16 protein-coding genes are annotated in these 18,605 nt (G+C 43.8%); 11 read left to right on the forward strand and 5 right to left on the reverse strand.

Annotated elements, in window-relative coordinates; translation table 11 throughout:
* Positions 1-39 precede the first annotated feature (39 nt).
* The 6 genes from R7P80_RS17470 to R7P80_RS17495 all read left to right on the forward strand — a co-directional run bounded on the left by R7P80_RS17470 (position 40) and on the right by R7P80_RS17495 (position 5,495).
* Positions 40-954 carry a TIGR01777 family oxidoreductase gene (locus tag R7P80_RS17470; RefSeq protein ID WP_104978879.1) on the forward strand — a complete coding sequence of 305 codons (915 nt, stop codon included), beginning with the start codon at positions 40-42 and terminating at the stop codon, positions 952-954.
* 44 nt (positions 955-998) lie between these two features.
* Positions 999-1,826 (forward strand): SDR family oxidoreductase, encoded by an 828-nt coding sequence (locus tag R7P80_RS17475; RefSeq protein WP_104978877.1) that lies wholly within the window; start codon positions 999-1,001, stop codon positions 1,824-1,826.
* Positions 1,827-2,298: 472 nt separating this feature from the next.
* Complete coding sequence (locus R7P80_RS17480; protein WP_033906924.1) at positions 2,299-3,153, forward strand: co-chaperone YbbN; 855 nt, start codon at positions 2,299-2,301, stop codon at positions 3,151-3,153.
* Positions 3,154-3,312: 159 nt separating this feature from the next.
* On the forward strand, positions 3,313-4,230 hold the full coding sequence (locus R7P80_RS17485; RefSeq protein WP_005382060.1) for an SPFH domain-containing protein: 918 nt from the start codon (positions 3,313-3,315) through the stop codon (positions 4,228-4,230).
* 3 nt (positions 4,231-4,233) lie between these two features.
* On the forward strand, positions 4,234-4,695 hold the full coding sequence (locus R7P80_RS17490) for an NfeD family protein (RefSeq protein WP_005382058.1): 462 nt from the start codon (positions 4,234-4,236) through the stop codon (positions 4,693-4,695).
* A gap of 617 nt (positions 4,696-5,312) precedes the next feature.
* Complete coding sequence (locus tag R7P80_RS17495; protein ID WP_021707681.1) at positions 5,313-5,495, forward strand: hypothetical protein; 183 nt, start codon at positions 5,313-5,315, stop codon at positions 5,493-5,495.
* A gap of 40 nt (positions 5,496-5,535) precedes the next feature.
* Here the strand turns inward: R7P80_RS17495 and R7P80_RS17500 are convergent, their stop codons facing one another.
* The 3 genes from R7P80_RS17500 to zipA all read right to left on the reverse strand — a co-directional run bounded on the left by R7P80_RS17500 (position 5,536) and on the right by zipA (position 10,514).
* Positions 5,536-6,945 (reverse strand): hypothetical protein, encoded by a 1,410-nt coding sequence (locus tag R7P80_RS17500; RefSeq protein WP_005382055.1) that lies wholly within the window; start codon positions 6,943-6,945, stop codon positions 5,536-5,538.
* Between the two features lie 509 nt (positions 6,946-7,454).
* Positions 7,455-9,467 carry an NAD-dependent DNA ligase LigA gene (gene ligA, locus R7P80_RS17505; RefSeq protein WP_225491771.1) on the reverse strand — a complete coding sequence of 671 codons (2,013 nt, stop codon included), beginning with the start codon at positions 9,465-9,467 and terminating at the stop codon, positions 7,455-7,457.
* A 90-nt stretch (positions 9,468-9,557) separates the two neighbouring features.
* Entirely contained in the window at positions 9,558-10,514 is a 957-nt protein-coding gene (gene zipA / locus R7P80_RS17510; protein WP_042523140.1) for a cell division protein ZipA, read from the reverse strand.
* A 251-nt stretch (positions 10,515-10,765) separates the two neighbouring features.
* Here zipA and cysZ point away from each other — a divergent pair, with 251 nt between their 5' ends.
* The 5 genes from cysZ to crr all read left to right on the forward strand — a co-directional run bounded on the left by cysZ (position 10,766) and on the right by crr (position 15,696).
* Complete coding sequence (gene cysZ / locus R7P80_RS17515) at positions 10,766-11,509, forward strand: sulfate transporter CysZ (RefSeq protein ID WP_025998633.1); 744 nt, start codon at positions 10,766-10,768, stop codon at positions 11,507-11,509.
* Positions 11,510-11,673: 164 nt separating this feature from the next.
* Positions 11,674-12,642 carry a cysteine synthase A gene (gene cysK, locus R7P80_RS17520; protein WP_005382045.1) on the forward strand — a complete coding sequence of 323 codons (969 nt, stop codon included), beginning with the start codon at positions 11,674-11,676 and terminating at the stop codon, positions 12,640-12,642.
* A gap of 300 nt (positions 12,643-12,942) precedes the next feature.
* Positions 12,943-13,200 (forward strand): HPr family phosphocarrier protein, encoded by a 258-nt coding sequence (locus R7P80_RS17525; RefSeq protein WP_005382043.1) that lies wholly within the window; start codon positions 12,943-12,945, stop codon positions 13,198-13,200.
* 140 nt (positions 13,201-13,340) lie between these two features.
* Positions 13,341-15,065 carry a phosphoenolpyruvate-protein phosphotransferase PtsI gene (gene ptsI, locus R7P80_RS17530; RefSeq protein ID WP_005389298.1) on the forward strand — a complete coding sequence of 575 codons (1,725 nt, stop codon included), beginning with the start codon at positions 13,341-13,343 and terminating at the stop codon, positions 15,063-15,065.
* Between the two features lie 121 nt (positions 15,066-15,186).
* Entirely contained in the window at positions 15,187-15,696 is a 510-nt protein-coding gene (gene crr, locus R7P80_RS17535; protein WP_005382041.1) for a PTS glucose transporter subunit IIA, read from the forward strand.
* A gap of 94 nt (positions 15,697-15,790) precedes the next feature.
* On the opposite strand, the gene R7P80_RS17540 is transcribed toward crr, so the two are convergent.
* Positions 15,791-16,915 carry a flagellin gene (locus tag R7P80_RS17540; protein WP_005382040.1) on the reverse strand — a complete coding sequence of 375 codons (1,125 nt, stop codon included), beginning with the start codon at positions 16,913-16,915 and terminating at the stop codon, positions 15,791-15,793.
* A 116-nt stretch (positions 16,916-17,031) separates the two neighbouring features.
* Entirely contained in the window at positions 17,032-18,165 is a 1,134-nt protein-coding gene (locus R7P80_RS17545; protein ID WP_017819972.1) for a flagellin, read from the reverse strand.
* Between the last annotated feature and the right edge of the window lie 440 nt (positions 18,166-18,605).

The raw sequence follows: 18,605 nt of genomic DNA on the forward strand, positions 1-18,605 counted from the left end.
ACTATAATGTTCTAATACGTGTACATTCAAAGAGATAACATGAAGATATTACTCACAGGTGGCACTGGGTTTATTGGCTCGGAGTTGCTCAAGCTGCTATCAACTCACCAGGTTATGCTACTTACACGCTCTCCAGAGCGAGCAAAACAACGCCTACAGCATGCTGATCTGGGTAATATCGAATACCTTGACTCGCTCGAGTCGTTCGCCGATCTCAATCACGTTGATGCCGTCATTAATCTTGCAGGTGAGCCAATTGCGGATAAAAGGTGGACCAGCGAGCAAAAAGAAAAAATCTGCAAAAGTCGTTGGAAAATTACCGAGCAAATTGTTGAGCTGATCCACGCAAGTACCGAACCTCCCTCTGTTTTTATTAGTGGCTCGGCAGTTGGCTACTATGGTGATCAACAAGACCATCCGTTTGATGAGTGCTTACATGTTAATAGCGACGACTTTCCTCACGAGGTTTGTGCAAAGTGGGAGCAAATAGCCAAGCGCGCAGAGTCGGAACAAACACGGGTTTGTCTACTGAGAACTGGCGTGGTACTCGGCCTTAATGGTGGTGCGTTGGCAAAAATGCTATTACCTTACAAGCTTGGCGTAGGCGGCCCACTCGGGAACGGTAATCAGTACATGCCTTGGATTCACATCCTAGATATGGTCCGCGCCATCATGTACTTGCTTGAAACACCACATGCCCACGGTGCATTCAATATGTGCGCCCCCCATCCTGTGACTAATCGTATATTCAGCGGCACACTAGCTAAAACGCTAAAACGTCCGCATATCTTGTTCACGCCTAAATGGGCGATGGAACTCCTAATGGGAGAATCTTCCTGCTTATTGTTTGATGGCATGAGAGCCAAACCCAAAAAACTCACCGAACTGGGCTTTAAATTTAGCTACTCCAGAATAGAGCCAGCACTCAAGCACTTGCTTCATGACCGGAGCTGATGAATGATGGCTCTAATCAAGGTTTCTGAGTCTTAAATTAAATTATGAAAAAGTCGATTCTTATTACGGGTTGTTCAACCGGCATCGGTTACGTGTGCGCTCACGCCCTACAAAACAAGGGATTTAATGTCATTGCATCTTGTAGGAAAGAACAAGATGTCCAGCGCCTAATTAATGAAGGGCTAACCTGCATCAATCTGGACCTAAATAGCCCAGAAAGCATTTCTTCGGGCGTGAAGCAAGCGCTAGAGTTAACAGAAGGTAAGCTTTACGCAGTGTTCAATAATGGTGCCTATGGTCAGCCCGGAGCACTGGAAGACTTACCCACCGAGGCTCTTCAAGATCAATTTCAGACCAACTTTTTTGGTTGGCACCAGTTGGTCAGAGAGGTGCTTCCTCATATGCGCCAGCAAGGCGAAGGACGCATCATACAAAACAGCTCTGTTCTTGGTTTTGCCGCAATGAAATACCGTGGTGCCTATAATGCATCAAAATTTGCCTTAGAAGGCTGGACAGATACGCTCAGGCTAGAGCTTGCGGATACGAATATCAAAGTGGTATTGATAGAACCAGGACCGATCGAAACTCAATTTAGAAACAATGCATTACGAGCCTTTGAGAAGTGGGTTGATATTGAATCTAGCCCCCATCGTCATGCTTATGAAGGACAAAGAGAGCGACTCAACAACGACAAGTCTAATAATCGATTTGTTTTACCTGCAGAGTCTTGCATCGCACCAGTTCTTCATGCATTAACTAGCGTTTCACCGAAAATTCGTTATCGAATTACTACACCGACTAAATTATTCGCAGTCTTGAAAAGACTATTACCAACCCGTGCACTTGATAAAATTTTGCGACAGGCTGCATAAAAAAGTTTTGTCGAAATGTAATTTCATCGTAACAATGTGATGTCATTATGAACATGTAGGTTAAAAAAACCTCAACTAAACGAATCAATTTCTACGCAATTCAGCGGGGATTCTTTCGCCCAAAGTGATTGAGTTGCTTAGATTTGGTATCGCCACCCATTCCGTTTTGTAGCAATGTTTATACTACTGCGAGGCAACAATGACATTAAATCAGCTTAACTGGCTTAGTGTGGGTGTAGTGTTGACCATGTTCATCCTATTTTGATACCGCACTAACAAATAGCATTAGAATTGCGCTGCTTCGGCAGCGTTTTCTTTTTATCTAACACCTGAGCAGCAATAACCTCACTCTGTTACCTCACGTTTTCTCAAAATAGAATGATTCATTATTGATGGTGAATGTCGCTTGAATTTCACCTAAATCAACTCCATATCTAATATCAACGACAAGACACAAGGCAAGGATACTCTGATGCAATCCCCATTTATCGTTGAGATAACAGAACAGAACTTTCGCGAAACGCTTGAAGGTTCAATGAACACGCCCGTTTTGATCCACTTTTGGGCCAACGCTCAGCCAGAAAGCGCACAGATACTCCCTGAGTTGCAATCTCTTGCTCAACAGTACAACGGTGCATTTACGCTTGCTCTACTAAATTGTGAAGTTCAGCCCGCTTTAGCGTCTCAATTTGGCGTGCAAGTATTGCCAACTATCGCGCTGTTTATAAATGGTCAAGCCGTCGATGGCCTGGGAGGCCCCCAGCCAATTGATGCCATTGCCACCATGCTACAAAAGCATTTGCCAAGCCCAGATGAACAACTATTAAAACAAGTCAGTGAACTTCTTCAGCAAAGTGAGCATGCTCAGGCTTTGAGCATCATCCACACTTTGCCGCCAGAGCTGCAAGAGCGTGGTGATGTGAAACTCGCGATGGCTGATTGTTTGCTAGAAACCAAACAATTTGATATTGCCCAAGAACTACTGAACGCTATCCCTCTCGAGTATCAAGATAACTACTACAAGAGCCTAATAGCCAAGCTCGAGCTGCATTTGCAGGCTGCAGATAGCCCTGAATTACAGCGACTAGAACAAGCATACGCAGCAGACATGGCAAACTTCGAACTCGCTTGTGAATTGGCGGTACAATACAACCAAGTTGGTCGGGATGAAGAAGCGTTGGAACTGCTGTGGAATATTCTTAAAAAAGACTTGGGCGCCCAAGACGGTGAAGTGAAGAAGACTTTTATGGATATTCTCAGTGCACTAGGTCAAGGTAACGCATTAGCAAGCAAATATCGTCGCCAGCTTTACTCAATTTTGTACTAAGCGTCGCATTCTTCTAGGAATAAGACAACAAAGGCCGGTGTTTCCGGCCTTTGTCATATAAAAAACCAATAACCTCTCAAAGGTCTCAGAACTTCAATTGTCTATTGTCTATAAATAGGTAAAAATGGATCGAACATTATGCACTTAAGGGAATAACTCATGCCAATTGATTCACTGATCACCATCGGTATTTTCGTCGTTCTTGCTGTCGTTATCTTATCTTCAGCCATTAAAACGGTTCCGCAAGGAAACAACTGGACAGTTGAACGCTTCGGACGCTACACCCACACATTAAAGCCGGGTTTAAACTTGATCATTCCATTCGTTGATAAAGTTGGTCAAAAAGTAAACATGATGGAGCGCGTTCTCGATATTCCTGCGCAAGAGGTCATTTCAAAAGATAACGCTAACGTGGTTATTGACGCTGTCGGATTTGTTCAAGTGATCGATGCTGCAAAAGCGGCTTATGAAGTCAACGACTTAGAACACGCTATTAGAAACTTGACCCTTACGAACATTCGTACCGTTTTAGGTTCAATGGAACTGGACGAAATGCTGAGCCAACGCGACATGATCAACTCTAAGCTGTTGGCGATTGTTGACCAAGCAACAAACCCTTGGGGCGTAAAAGTCACACGAATTGAGATTAAAGATGTCCAGCCACCAGCCGATCTGACCGCTGCAATGAATGCGCAAATGAAAGCCGAGCGTAATAAGCGTGCGGAAATTCTTGAAGCAGAAGGGGTTCGCCAAGCTGAGATATTAAAGGCCGAAGGTCATAAACAATCAGAGATATTAAAAGCTGAAGGCGAAAAGCAGTCTGCTATTCTCCATGCAGAAGCACGTGAGCGTGCCGCGCAAGCAGAAGCAAAAGCGACTTACATGGTTTCCGAAGCCATTGCAAAAGGTGACATGCAAGCCGTCAATTACTTCATTGCACAGGGTTATACCGAAGCGATCAAGAGCATTGGTCAAGCCGAAAATGGTAAAATCATTATGCTTCCATTAGAAGCAACCGGACTAATGGGCTCGGTTGCAGGGATAGCAGAAATGTTTAAACAGCAAGATAAAGAATAATTTATGGACTTTTTTAGTTTGTTGGAAGGTATCTCTTTCTGGCATTGGCTAGCGTTTGGCTTTGCTCTTTTAGCAGTTGAGCTACTTGGTACCGCAGGGTATTTTCTCTGGCTCGGGATGTCTGCACTTATCGTTGGAGCAATCATGACCGTTTTGCCAATGAGCTGGCAATTGCAATGGCTTTGCTTTGCAAGCTTCAGCTTAATCACCACCTGGCTTTGGTGGCGACGACAATGGTCTAAAGACAAGCAAGAAGACCAAGAAAGAGATCTGAACCAAAAGTACAAGCAGTTAATTGGGCGTACTCTTATCCTTGAAGAAGACTTTTCCGTCGGGCTCAATCGCATCAAGGTAGCCGATACCACATGGTCCGCACAATCGGATCAAGCACTTCCAGCCGGTACCCGCGTAAGAATCACCGATGTTGAAGGTATTATTTTAATCATTGAGCCTGATTCTAATTAATTTATGCCAAAGTAATGGGGCAAATCATGCTCCATTACTTTAATCTAAACAACTGCTTTCATTTCATTACCTTAATTAAAATCGAGAAAAAAATAAGTATTAGTAATATTATTAATACCCTACCTACCATTTCCTATTATTTAATTATTCAACACACGACAATCAATAAGATAGAAATATATCTAGGTAAATTATCGATCTAAATTTATTTTAAAAAATAAAACTTTATTGAATTATTTTTTGATCTTTTTATCCTCGGATACATACTTAACGCATAAGCATTTAAGTTGAGTGCTTTTTATTTGGTAAGTAAGAGGATGTACTATGAATAAGCTTCTCTTTTTAATGTTGTGCGGTATTTTTTCTTTTTCTTCCTTTGCCTACAACAACGGAAACGGTGGTACAACTAATTTGGGACCTATAGTCGAATGTAAGATGCCAAGTGGCGACGTTACGAATATTCCAAGTGAAATGTGTCGATTTAGAGGTGGGGAATGGGAATAGTAAAGAAGTAAGAGCTTAGTTTGATATAAGAGCCCTATTCAACCTTGCCTTTCTGCGTAGTCACGGTTTATACAAGCACGTAGATATTTAAAGTTTATATTAAGGTGATTATTATGAGATTTTTATCTGGTCTATTAGTAATATCTTTTGCCATAATTCCGTTAACCACTCATGCTAATGGTGCATCCGGTGGTCGTACGTTAGGCCCAGAGATAAAGTGTGAGTTGCCAAACGGTAATGTGCATATGTTGCCACCGTTATATTGCAAAATATACGACGGCCGAGAAGTGAAATAGAAAAGGAGCCTAGCGGCTCCTTTTATTATTTCATTAAGTATTAATGGAAGCTATAAGGGATAAGAACTTGTAGACGTAAGTCTGTTTCATCCGCATCGCCAGCACCTGCGTACTCATCACGTTCTAGGATTGTACCGTGTAAGCGAATGGTAGAACCTTTAAGCGCGCCACTTTGTAGTGAGTAAGATACTGTTGCGTTAACTGCGTATTCGCTTTCGTAATCCCAGTCACCTGATGCTCCGCTTGCTGCAGAGTCAGCGCCAGTACCGTAACCAAAGCCTAGGTAGTAGTTCCAGCCGTTACCTTGGTTGTAAGATAGACGGTTGTACCATGCTAGCTCACCCGCTTTGTTCCAGTCAGATAGCGCGTCCCACCACTGAGACCAAGTACCATTGTTCATACCATATGTATGAATAGTACGAGGAACGAAGTCCGCACGGTTATCTGTGTCTGTGTAGCGCAACTCAGACATCCAAGCTAGCTTGCCGAAAGATTGGTTCAAAGACAGACCAGTGTGGAAACCTAGACCATCGTATTTCACATCGTCATCAACACCGTAGAAATCAAATGCTAGAGTTGTACGATCGCTCACTGTGTACTTCAAATACGCTTTGTAAGATGTGTTATCAGTCTCGTTGTGGTAGCTAGTCACTTGACCTGCACCCCAGTCAACACCATTTGCATATTGAACGCCAGTTGCTTGGCCTAGGCCAAGTTGCATAAACAGGCTGTCAGTTAGGTTACCATTTAGACCTAGAGAGTGTAGGTAGCTCCATGACGTGTCAGACCAAAGCGCTGGTGCGTAATCATCTTCGTGAAGCAGCCAAGGTGCTGTAAATTGGTCTGCGCCAAAGTAGCTTAGGTTGAAATCACCAAGTTTAGCGTTTAGTTCGAAACCACGGTAAGTACCAGGTACAAAGCTCCAAACGTTACCGATTGTACCGTTACCACCAGCCTGTAACATACCGAAACGAGCATTAAAGTTTTCGTTTGCTTTGAATTTCAGCGCTGCTTTGTAAACTTTAAGCTGCTGACCATCACCTGCACCCCAGTCTAGGTTGTTACAAGTTGAGATTTCGTTACATAGGTAGCCTTCGTTTGAATTGTAAAGACTATCGTTGTAAAGATCGCCAGAGTAGTAAGCCGCAACATCTGCGCCCACCCAACCATCGTGGTAGCCAGAAGTGAAGTCTAAAATTGCGTTGTAAGAAGAGTAGTTTAGACGACTCCAACGGTCACCATTTTCACCGCCGGGCTTACCTGTTGTACGAGTTCGTGAACGAGTATCAACTATGAATAATGCATTCAGACTTGAGTCTTGCATAAATTCGTTCACTTTCTCTACGTACTCGCCACCTGCTGCACTTTCAGTAGACGCTGTAGCTGGAGCGACAGCAACAACACCAAACATTGCTGCGGTTAACGCTGAAACCTTAAAAAATTTGTCCATGGAAAAACTCCTAAAAATGGATATAGCTGTATTTTTCTATCTCACCTTTAGTTGGCCGCCGAAGGAGAGAAGTAAATTCCTGATCAAACCTCATTATTTCTAATTTGGCTTTTTTTAGTTCCTGCATACACACCGTGTATCCACGTGATTAAGACTAACTTCGCAGCTAAAAACATCCAAATGGAACTTATTTTTTTTCTAAAAAAATATGAGCCACTCCAAAGTTCCATATAACTTATTGATCCAGATCTTATTTTTAACAACATCAACACAACACAATAAATTATTATTTAAAATCAAATACTTAAATTGAACTTAAAAGTATCAACTTGAAGTCACTCGCAGACTAAAAAAGCCAAAAAAACCAATAACCCAAGGTTCGATCTTGATCACTGAAAAGAACAAAGGCATCAATTACTCAATAAAAAACACTTAATTATGAACAATAAAAAGCCCCACATGCTTACCATACGGGGCTTTTAGTTATTTTTTAGCTTTTTTGAGAAGACTTAATTCATCAGTTCGAGTAAGTCTTGTTCTGTTTTAATTTCGATACCCAGTTCTAGTGCCTTTGCGAGCTTCGAACCTGCATTTTCACCAGCAAACAAAATATCGGTTTTCTTAGAAACACTACCCGTCACTTTAGCCCCCAGTGCTTGGAGGGCTTCTTTGGCTTCTGTACGCCCCAGTTGAGAAAGTGTTCCCGTTAATACTACTGTTTTACCTTCTAATGGTAATTCCCCCACCTGCTCAGTAGTATTAATCTCTGGCCAATGAATTCCTTGTTCAAGCAAATCTTTAACCACCGCTTGGTTCTGTTCTTCACTAAAGAAAGTCGTAATATGTTGAGCAACCACAGCACCGATGTCTTGCACTTCAATCAACTGCTCTTCGGTAGCATTTTGGATTGCTCCCAACGTTTTAAAGTGCATTGCTAAGTTTGCTGCGGTTGCCTCGCCAACTTCACGGATCCCCAGTGAATACAAAAACCGAGGTAAAGTTGTTTCTTTGGATTTTTCTAACGCATTCACAATATTCTGCGCAGACTTTGGCCCCATGCGATCTAGTACGGTTAAAATCCCCGCTGATAACTTAAATAAGTCAGCAGGAGTTTTCACCATCTCACGATCAACAAGCTGCTCGATCACTTTATCGCCTAAACCGTCAACGTCTAACGCTTTACGAGAAACAAAGTGTTTTAGCGCTTGTTTGCGTTGGGCTTGGCAAACTAAGCCCCCCATACAACGTGTTACCGCTTCTCCTTCGATCCGCTCAACATGCGAACCACAAACAGGACACTGAGTTGGGAAAACAATATCTCGAGCTGTTTCTGGTCGACGCTCTTTGATGACAGATACGACTTGCGGAATAACATCGCCAGCACGGCGGATCACAACGTGATCACCAATCTTGACCTGCAGACGTTCTATCTCATCTGCGTTATGAAGCGTCGCATTACTTACCGTTACCCCGCCAACAAATACAGGCTCTAGTTTAGCAACAGGTGTAATCGCACCAGTGCGACCGACTTGGAACTCCACTTCATTCAGTGTCGTCATTTCTTCCTGTGCTGGGAACTTGTAGGCAATCGCCCAACGTGGAGCGCGAGCAACAAACCCCAGACGCTCTTGCACGGCAATATCGTCAATTTTAATAACGACACCATCGATCTCATAAGGGAGGGCATCACGACGCTGCAATATATCTTGGTAGTAAGCTTTTACATCCGCCAAGCTTTCAACTCGCTTAGTTTCCGGACACATTGGCAGTCCCCAAGATTTGATTTGCAAAAAGCGTTCGTAATGACTTGCTGCCAATTCTGCGCCTTGCACCACGCCTACACTGTATGCATAGAAGCTAAGCGGACGAGAAGCCGTAATACGTGAATCCAATTGTCGTAAGCTACCTGCCGCAGCGTTACGTGGATTAACAAAGATTTTCTCGCCTTTCTTCCTTGCTAATTCATTGAGCTTTTCAAACCCAGCTTTCGGCATAAAGACTTCACCACGAACTTCAAGACGATTTGGCCAGTCATTACCTCTGAGTTTTAAAGGAATGGCTTTAATCGTACGCACATTCTCTGTGATGTTTTCACCCGTAGTACCATCGCCTCGAGTGGCCGCCTGAACTAATACGCCATTATCATATAACAAACTTACGGCGAGTCCATCCAATTTAGGCTCACAACAGTATTCTTTCACACTCTGGCTGCCCACGCGCTCTTGTGCGCGCTTGTGGAAACTATCAAGTTCACTATCATCAAACGCGTTATCAAGCGAAAGCATCGGTACTTCATGTGTCACTTGGCTAAACGCAGAGAGAGGTTGTCCACCGACACGTTGGCTTGGCGAGTCTACGGTTATTAAGTCAGGGTTCTCAGCTTCAATATCCAGTAACTCTCGCATTAAACGGTCGTACTCGGCATCAGGGATCTCTGGGTTATCTTCCACGTAGTAACGCACAGCGTGGTAATGCAACGACTCTTTTAGTTCTTCTAGTCGCTGAAGTACTGATTCAGACATAGTAAAGCCCCGTGTATTTTCAATCGGTGAGGTTGGGAAATCCAAGAAAAAGGGCTCCATCCGGAGCCCTATTATTATTTGCTGTTAAGATTATGCGTTAGCGGCATTAAACTCAACTATTTGACGTCGATAAGATGCTAAACGATCTGGCGTCATTAAGTTGCGCTGGTCATCAAGTACGTTACCACCTAAGTCATCAGCAATTTGCTGCGCAGTTCGGAGCATTAAGTTGAAGTTCTGTTCAGCCTCGCCATAACAAGGCAATGTCATGAAGAATGAAATACCCTTCGTTGTAAACTCAGCAGGATCAGCATGCTCAAACGTACCAGGGTGCATCATATTAGCGACGCTAAACAGCACTTTGCCGTTACCGGACAAGTCAACATGACGATGGAAAATATCCATCTCGCCATAAATTAGACCGTTTTGTTGCATACTTTCAAATAAAGCAGTACCAACAAATGGCTCTTCACCAGCACAGTGCACATTCAATACAATCACTTGCATTTCAGGTTCTGGCTTTGGCTCTTCCTTAGGCTCTGCAACGACAGGCTCACTAACCGTTTCGACTTGCTGTTCTTTCTCCGTAATATCAAACGCGGCGGGAATAACGTCTTCTTCCACAGCAGGCTGGAATGGCTCTTCAGCTACTGTTGCTTGAACAACAGGCTCAACGTCCTCTTCTTTATCTTTTTCTGCAACAAATGAAGGGATGTCATCCGGCTCCTGCTGCGTCTGTTTGACTTCAGATGGACCACCGAATAACGGGTCAGATTCAAACTTGTTGTCGAAAGAGCTCGCCATCCCAAAATCTGGTTCTTTGCGATCTTTGCGAATGATCTCAAAGTCATCTTCAGGAGCGGGAGCGAAGTCTCGTTCTTTCTCAACAAGATCATTTTTGTCTTCTTGGTCAACATCCAGCTTACCAAGTGGCTTGTTACCAAACTTTGCTTTGCCTTCTTTTTTACTGCTCCATAAACCATGAAACAGTAATGCCGCGATGGCTAATGCGCCAACAACAATGAGTACGAATCGCAATTCCTGCATTATTTACTCTCAATATACTTGTTTTTACTACTCGCAGTTCCTTGAGCAGCAACCCAAGTGCAATAAATCTGAATGATACGTTTACTTTACCAAAACTATATGTAGATTTAGAACAACTTAATGCAAGAAGTTCCGTTTTTTGTTGTGATTCTTGCCACGATTCCACTTAACAAGACGTCATTTGTCAGGGCATTGAAAGAAAAGTCCTCACAGGTACAATGAGTTTTCATTTACACGAAGCCAAAATAGACATGAAGCAAAACAATCAGCAGAGAACCGGGTTCGGTTATTTTCTATACGGGATACAATTGGCACTTGCCCCTAAAATCAGGCGCTTTGTCATCTTACCTCTACTTGCAAATATCTTGCTTGTAGGTGGTGCCATCTTCTATCTATTTTCAAACCTTAATATATGGATAGAAGGCTGGATTGGGCAGCTGCCTGAGTTTTTATCCTGGTTAACTTACATTCTTTGGCCTTTACTCGCTCTGACGATACTCGCTACCTTCTCCTATTTTTTCAGCACGCTCGCGAACTTTATCGCCGCGCCATTCAATGGCCTCTTGGCTGAAAAAGTGGAAGAGTACTTAACGGGACAAAAGGTAAATGATGATGGTTTCACTGCCGTCCTGAAAGATGTTCCTCGCGTTTTAGCTCGTGAGTGGAGAAAGCTCCTTTACATTTTACCTAAAGCAATAGGCCTATTCCTGTTATTGCTCATCCCTGCCCTTGGACAAACAGTAGGCCCATTTTTATGGTTTATCTTTACCGCCTGGATGCTCGCGATTCAATATTGTGACTACCCGTTTGATAACCATAAAATCCCATTTAACGACATGCGTTACAAATTGAAACAAAAGCAAGGTAAGGCCTATGGCTTTGGGGTATTGGTGTCTGTGTTTACGACGATCCCAATTTTGAACCTCATTGTCATGCCTGTAGCAATATGTGGTGCAACCGCTATGTGGGTCGCGGAGTTTAAGCACCAACGATAGTCGATTAGAGATTAAGGAAAGGGATCAGCGCCAGCTTTTCCCTTTTCTTTTATCAAGTTCTGGGCCAACCTAATAAGATATAACTTTTTAATCCTTTTCCCTTTTTTTCATACCGCATATTCTTCTATCCATATTCACACAACGTGTAATGAAGGAACATCACTATGAGCAAAATCTACGAAGATAACTCTCTTACTATTGGTAATACACCTCTCGTTCGTCTAAACAAAGTAAGTAAAGGCAAAGTTCTCGCAAAAATTGAAGCGCGTAACCCTAGCTTCAGTGTTAAGTGCCGTATCGGTGCAAACATGATTTGGGAAGCAGAGAAAGCGGGCCTTCTTAAGCCGGGTGTAGAGCTTGTAGAACCTACCAGTGGTAACACTGGTGTTGCTCTAGCATTCGTAGCGGCTGCTCGCGGTTACAAGCTAACATTAACCATGCCTGAATCAATGAGCCTAGAACGCCGTAAGCTACTAAAAGCACTAGGCGCGAACCTTGAGCTGACTGAAGCGGCGAAAGGCATGAAAGGGGCGATTGCTAAAGCAGAAGAAATCGTAGCAAGCAACCCTGAGAAGTACCTACTTCTTCAACAATTTGACAACCCAGCGAACCCAGAAATCCACGAAAAGACTACGGGCCCTGAGATTTGGGAAGCGACAGACGGTGAAATCGACGTATTCGTTGCTGGTGTTGGTACGGGCGGTACTATCACAGGTACTAGCCGTTACATCAAAGGTGAAAAAGGCAAAGCCATCACTTCTGTTGCAGTTGAGCCAGCAGAGTCTCCGGTTATTGCACAAGCACTTGCTGGCGAAGAAATCCAACCTGCCCCACACAAAATTCAAGGTATCGGTGCTGGTTTCATCCCTGGTAACCTCGATTTAGACATTATTGACCGTGTTGAGCAAGTTACCTCAGAAGAAGCGATTGAGATGGCTCGTCGCCTAATGGAAGAGGAAGGTATCCTAGCTGGTATCTCATCTGGCGCAGCGGTTGTTGCAGCGAACCGACTTGCGGAACTACCTGAATTTGAAGGAAAAACAATTGTAACTGTCTTGCCAAGTTCCGGTGAGCGTTACCTAAGTACAGCACTCTTTGCAGGTATCTTTACCGAAAAAGAGAACCAACAATAATATGTGTTCAAATCAATTTTTAGTTTAAAAAAGCCCCGTTTAGGGGCTTTTTTGTTGATCCCTGCCCTACCTTTGGTAATATCAGGGTGTTTTATTTCTAGCTTCAAAATAAAGAAGCAGAACACAAAAAGGTTTCAAAGTGATTACGCACGCAAACAGTTGCGTAGTTACCAAACTTTTGACTAGTATCAGAACTGACGCGCTTTGAACTCTTCCCGTGCTAGCGCACAAGATGTAAAGCAGTTAAGCTAAAATCTGGTCACAAACTAACAAAAAAATACATTTATTGGGGTATATCACATGTACGAGAAGCAAGTAGAAATCACAGCAGAAAACGGCCTTCACACTCGTCCAGCTGCACAGTTTGTTAAAGAAGCAAAAGCATTCGACGCAGACATCACTGTGACTTCTAACGGTAAAAGCGCTAGCGCTAAGAGCCTGTTCAAACTACAAACACTAGGCCTAGTAAAAGGTACTCAAGTTACTATTTCTGCTGAAGGCCCACAAGCTCAGCAAGCAGTTGACCACCTAGTTGCTCTAATGGACCAACTACACTAATCCGGTCTCCTACTCCAGAAGCCATTTTGTGAAAGCAAAATGGCTTCGTTGGAAATAGGCTCAAAACTAAGCTAAAACTATTCGTTAGCGCACCCATTATTCTCCCGTTTTATAAAGTTGACCAAACTTAAGGTAAGGCTATGATTTCAGGCATCCTAGCATCTCCTGGTATTGCAATCGGTAAAGCACTACTACTTCAAGAAGATGAAATTGTCCTAAACACAAACACTATTTCTGACGATCAAGTAGAAGCTGAAGTTCAGCGTTTCTTTGACGCTCGTAACAAATCTGCAGCTCAGCTAGAAACTATCAAGCAAAAAGCGCTTGAAACGTTTGGCGAAGAAAAAGAAGCGATCTTTGAAGGTCACATCATGCTTCTTGAAGACGAAGAGCTAGAAGAGGAAATCCTAGCACTTATCAAAAACGACAAGATGACTGCTGATCACGCTATCCACTCAGTGATCGAAGAGCAAGCATGTGCTCTTGAGTCTCTAGACGACGAATACTTAAAAGAGCGTGCAACTGACATCCGCGATATCGGTTCTCGTTTTGTTAAGAACGCACTAGGCATCAACATTGTTTCGCTTAGCGATATCAACGAAGAAGTAATTCTTGTTGCTTACGACCTAACGCCATCTGAAACTGCACAAATCAACCTAGACTACGTGCTTGGTTTTGCTTGTGATATCGGCGGTCGTACATCTCACACTTCAATCATGGCTCGCTCACTTGAGCTTCCAGCTATCGTTGGTACTAACGACATCACGAAGAAAGTTAAGAATGGCGACATGCTGATTCTTGACGCAATGAACAACAAGATTGTTGTTAACCCATCAGAAGCTGAGCTAGAAGAAGCGAAAGCGGTTAAAGCAGCATTCCTAGCTGAAAAAGAAGAGCTAGCGAAACTGAAAGACCTACACGCAGAAACGACTGACGGTCACCGTGTAGAAGTTTGCGGTAACATCGGTACAGTGAAAGACTGTGACGGTATCCTTCGTAACGGCGGTGAAGGTGTTGGTCTGTACCGTACTGAATTCCTATTTATGGACCGTACTGCGCTACCAACTGAAGAAGAACAGTACCAAGCGTACAAAGAAGTTGCGGAAGCAATGAACGGTCAAGCTGTGATCATCCGTACTATGGATATCGGCGGCGATAAAGATCTCCCATACATGGATCTTCCAAAAGAGATGAACCCATTCCTAGGCTGGCGCGCTGTACGTATCAGTCTGGATCGTCGTGAAATCCTTCGTGATCAGCTACGTGGCATTCTACGTGCTTCTGCACACGGCAAACTGCGTATCATGTTCCCAATGATCATCTCTGTCGAAGAAATCCGTGAGCTTAAGAAAGCGATCGAAGAGTACAAAGAAGAGCTACGCGCTGAAGGCCACGCGTTCGACGAAAACATCGAAATCGGTGTTATGGTTGAAACTCCTGCTGCTGCTGCGATCGCACACCACTTAGCGAAGGAAGTGTCTTTCTTCTCTATCGGTACAAACGACCTAACTCAGTACACACTAGCGGTTGACCGTGGTAACGAGATGATTTCTCACCTATACAACCCACTATCACCAGCTGTACTTACAGTGATCAAGCAAGTTATCGACGCTTCTCACGCAGAAGGTAAATGGACTGGTATGTGTGGTGAACTTGCAGGTGACGAGCGTGCAACACTTCTACTTCTAGGTATGGGTCTGGACGAGTTCTCAATGAGCGGTATCTCTATCCCTAAAGTGAAGAAAGTAGTTCGTAACTCTAACTTCGCAGAAGTGAAAGCAATGGCTGAAGAAGCCCTTTCTCTACCGACAGCAGAAGAAATCGAAGCCGTGGTAGAAAAGTTTATTGCTGAGAAAGCTCAGTAATCGGTAGTACCAAGTAATTCAATACTTAATGGCCATTAGACGGCGAAAAAAGTCGTCTAATGAGCTATATTGGTATACTATAATTCGACAGAATAAAACCAAACCTTAGGAGCATGACACAATGGGTCTGTTTGACAAACTTAAGAAGCTTGTATCTGATGACAGCGCTGACGCTGGTGCTATCGAAATCATCGCGCCACTTTCTGGTGAGATTGTAAACATCGAAGACGTGCCAGATGTTGTTTTCGCTGAGAAAATCGTTGGTGACGGTATTGCTATCAAGCCAGCAGGCAACAAAATGGTAGCTCCTGTAAACGGTACTATCGGTAAGATCTTCGAAACTAACCATGCGTTCTCTATCGAGTCTGACGACGGTGTTGAGCTTTTCGTTCACTTCGGTATCGACACAGTTGAACTAAAAGGCGAAGGCTTCACGCGTATCGCTGAAGAAGGTCAAACTGTTAAAGCTGGCGACACTGTAATTGAATTCGATCTAGCTCTTCTAGAAGAGAAAGCGAAGTCAACGCTAACTCCAGTTGTTATCTCTAACATGGACGAAATCAAAGAGCTAAACAAGCTTTCTGGTTCTGTAACTGTTGGTGAAACTCCAGTTCTACGTGTAACTAAGTAATTTTTACTTAATCGAACACGAAAAAAACGCTGCCAATGGCAGCGTTTTTTATTATCTGACTTTTTTCTGAGCGATGTGCATCGCTGAAACACGTTCAACTGAGCAAGCCTAGTGCTGAGCTCGGCCTTTGCTTCGCTTGAGCGAGTAATGCAGTTGTCGCATCTTGGAGCACTTGAGAACGCACCATTTCCGTAGATTCTCTTGCGAAGTCTGTATCTCTTATTCGACTCTTGGATTCTGTAACACTCCGATTCACAGTATTTAAGTTATCCATCGAGCCGTTTACACGGTTCTGAAAGCTGCCAATTTCACTCCGGTGCGAATCAACATACTTAATTGCTGCATCAATCACCCCAATTGAAAGCTGCGCCTTACCTGCCGTCGACATATCGATGTCATCCATTGTGACTAATTGACCAGCGCTCACATCAAGCTCATCCGCTAAACTCCCATCGAGAACCACACCCTCTGGCGCCTTCATCGTAGAAGCGAAGAATTGCAGTTCGTTGTTTTCCGTTACTGAAGCATTCACTATCGATTGTTGAGCATTGATGTAAGTGGCGACCTGTTCTATACGGTCACCCAATTTGAGTCCAATGGATTCCGTTTGGGTTTGCCCTTTACTGTCTTGGTATTCGACTTTTAGGGTTTGGTTATCTTTAGTAACTCGCCAATCTTTATCGACCGCATCACCAACATAATGCTGCCCTCCCATCTCTGGGATATGGCTACGCATGTTACGTAACGTCAAAGAGATTGAATTAGCGTTCGCGCCAATATGGAAACTTTGTGAACCGTAAGATCCATCAAACAGGTTTTTATCCGCAAATGTTGTCGTGATCGCGACACGATCAAGCTCATCTTGCAGCGCTACGACCTCATATTGAATACTTTGCCGATCACTTGAGTCATAACTGCCGTTTGCTGCTTGAAGCCCCAGAGAGCGTAAGCGTTGCAATATGTCACTGCTTTCGTGCAATGCTCCCTCCGCTGTTTGAGCAACAGAAAAAGCGTCGTGCGCATTTCTTAAGGCGACATCAAGCCCTCTCGTTTGTACATGGAGAGTATTCGATATCTGTAAACCTGCCGCATCATCGCTCGCCGAGTTGATTCGAAACCCCGAAGTTAGGTTGCGTTGTGACTCAACATTTTGCGCAGCTGCTTGACTCAGGTGTCTCTGCGCCACCATCGCAGAAACATTGGAATTTAAAGAGATCATCTAATCGATATGAATGCCTTATCGAACATACTGTCAGGACACATCTGAATCGTTATAGCCAATAAGCAAAAAGCCAGGGATGAGCCTGGCTTTGGTTTCTTGCTTTGTTAAATTGATTAACCTAGCAGACTTAGCGCTGAGTTAGGCGCTTGTTTCGCTTGCGCAAGGATTGAGCTTGACGCTTGCGATAGAATTTGTGATTTGGTCATTGCCGTCGTTTCTTTCGCGAAATCTGTATCTTTGATACGGCTCTTCGACGCATTCACGTTCTCGTTAATGTTGTCCAAGTTGCTGATTGCGTGGTTGAAACGGTTCTGGAATGCACCTAGCTCTGCGCGGTGGCTGTCTACGTATTTCAGTGCCGCATCGATGATAGCAACAGATTCTTGTGCGCCACCAACTGAGGTTACGTCGATAGTATCTACCGTTACTTTTTTGCCTTCGCCCAGACCTAGTTCACCAGATAGACCGCCTGAAAACTCGACCTCGCCCTCAACTTTGTTGTTGCCAGCGAAGATTTGCAGTTTACCGTCTTGGTCTACTGAGGCTTTCACTAGGTCAGTTTGGCCGTTAATGTAAGTCGCAAGCTCTTCGATATCGTCACCCGCTTTTGCGCTGATGTTGATTTCTTGCTCTTGGCCGTAGCTGTCCGTTAGGTTGATTTTTAGGTCGTTCTTACCTTCAGCAACGTTCCAGTCTTTACCTTTACCACTTTCAGCTTGGTAGCTCACACCGCCCATCATTTTGTTGTCTGAGCGCATGTCTTTTAGCTCAAGCATCACTGCTTCACCGTTATCCGCACCGATTTGGAACGATTTCGCACCGTGTGTGCCGTTTAGTAGCTTGTTACCACCGAAAGAAGTGGTTTCTGCGATACGGTTTAGTTCGTCGTTGAGCGCGGTCACTTCTTCTTGAATCGCCACACGCTCTGATTTCGAGTTTGAGCCGTTTGCTGATTGTAGAGACAAATCACGCATACGTTGAAGAATGTTAGTGGTCTCGTTCATTGCACCTTCAGCAGTTTGTGCAATCGAGATACCGTCGTTCGCGTTGCGAACCGCTACATCCAAACCACGGCTTTGTACGTTCAAACGGTTCGAGATTTGTAGACCCGCAGCGTCATCTTTTGCGCTGTTGATTTTGAAACCCGAAGACAAACGCTCCATAGAAGTTTGTTGAGCTGAGTTTGCGTTGTTTAGGTAACGCTGAGCGGTCATCGCTGATACGTTAGTGTTTACATTCACTGCCATGGTGATTTCTCCAATTGATTTTCCGGTGTAGCGGTTTCCGACGTCTCGGAAAACCAAGTAGTTCTCTCAAAGTTACCTCTATTAACGACACCAAATTCAGAAGCTTTAGAAAAAAGTTTAAAAAAATAACATTGCGAGATTTAGCTAATAAAATTGAAGAAAAGTAAGAAAAAGTGCTCAAGTTTCCACAAATCGAGCCGAGAGGGCTAAATTGTATAGAAAATCAGCAAAAGGAAACAATTAAAGGTAAGTTCGCAGACGATAGACGTGAAGATTAGAAAAGAAAAAGCCCCTTTTCCTTTGAGAGAACTGGGGCTAGGTTGGTCGCCAGAGCCTATGTGGAGATCAAGAGAAATGAACACATTTCCGGCATACCGAGTGCAACTTTACATTGAAAATGATTGGCAGGTGAGAGATGAGAGAGCCGCTCATTCTATTGT

This window comes from Vibrio sp. 2092, assembly GCF_033339635.1.
Classification (GTDB): domain Bacteria; phylum Pseudomonadota; class Gammaproteobacteria; order Enterobacterales; family Vibrionaceae; genus Vibrio; species Vibrio alginolyticus.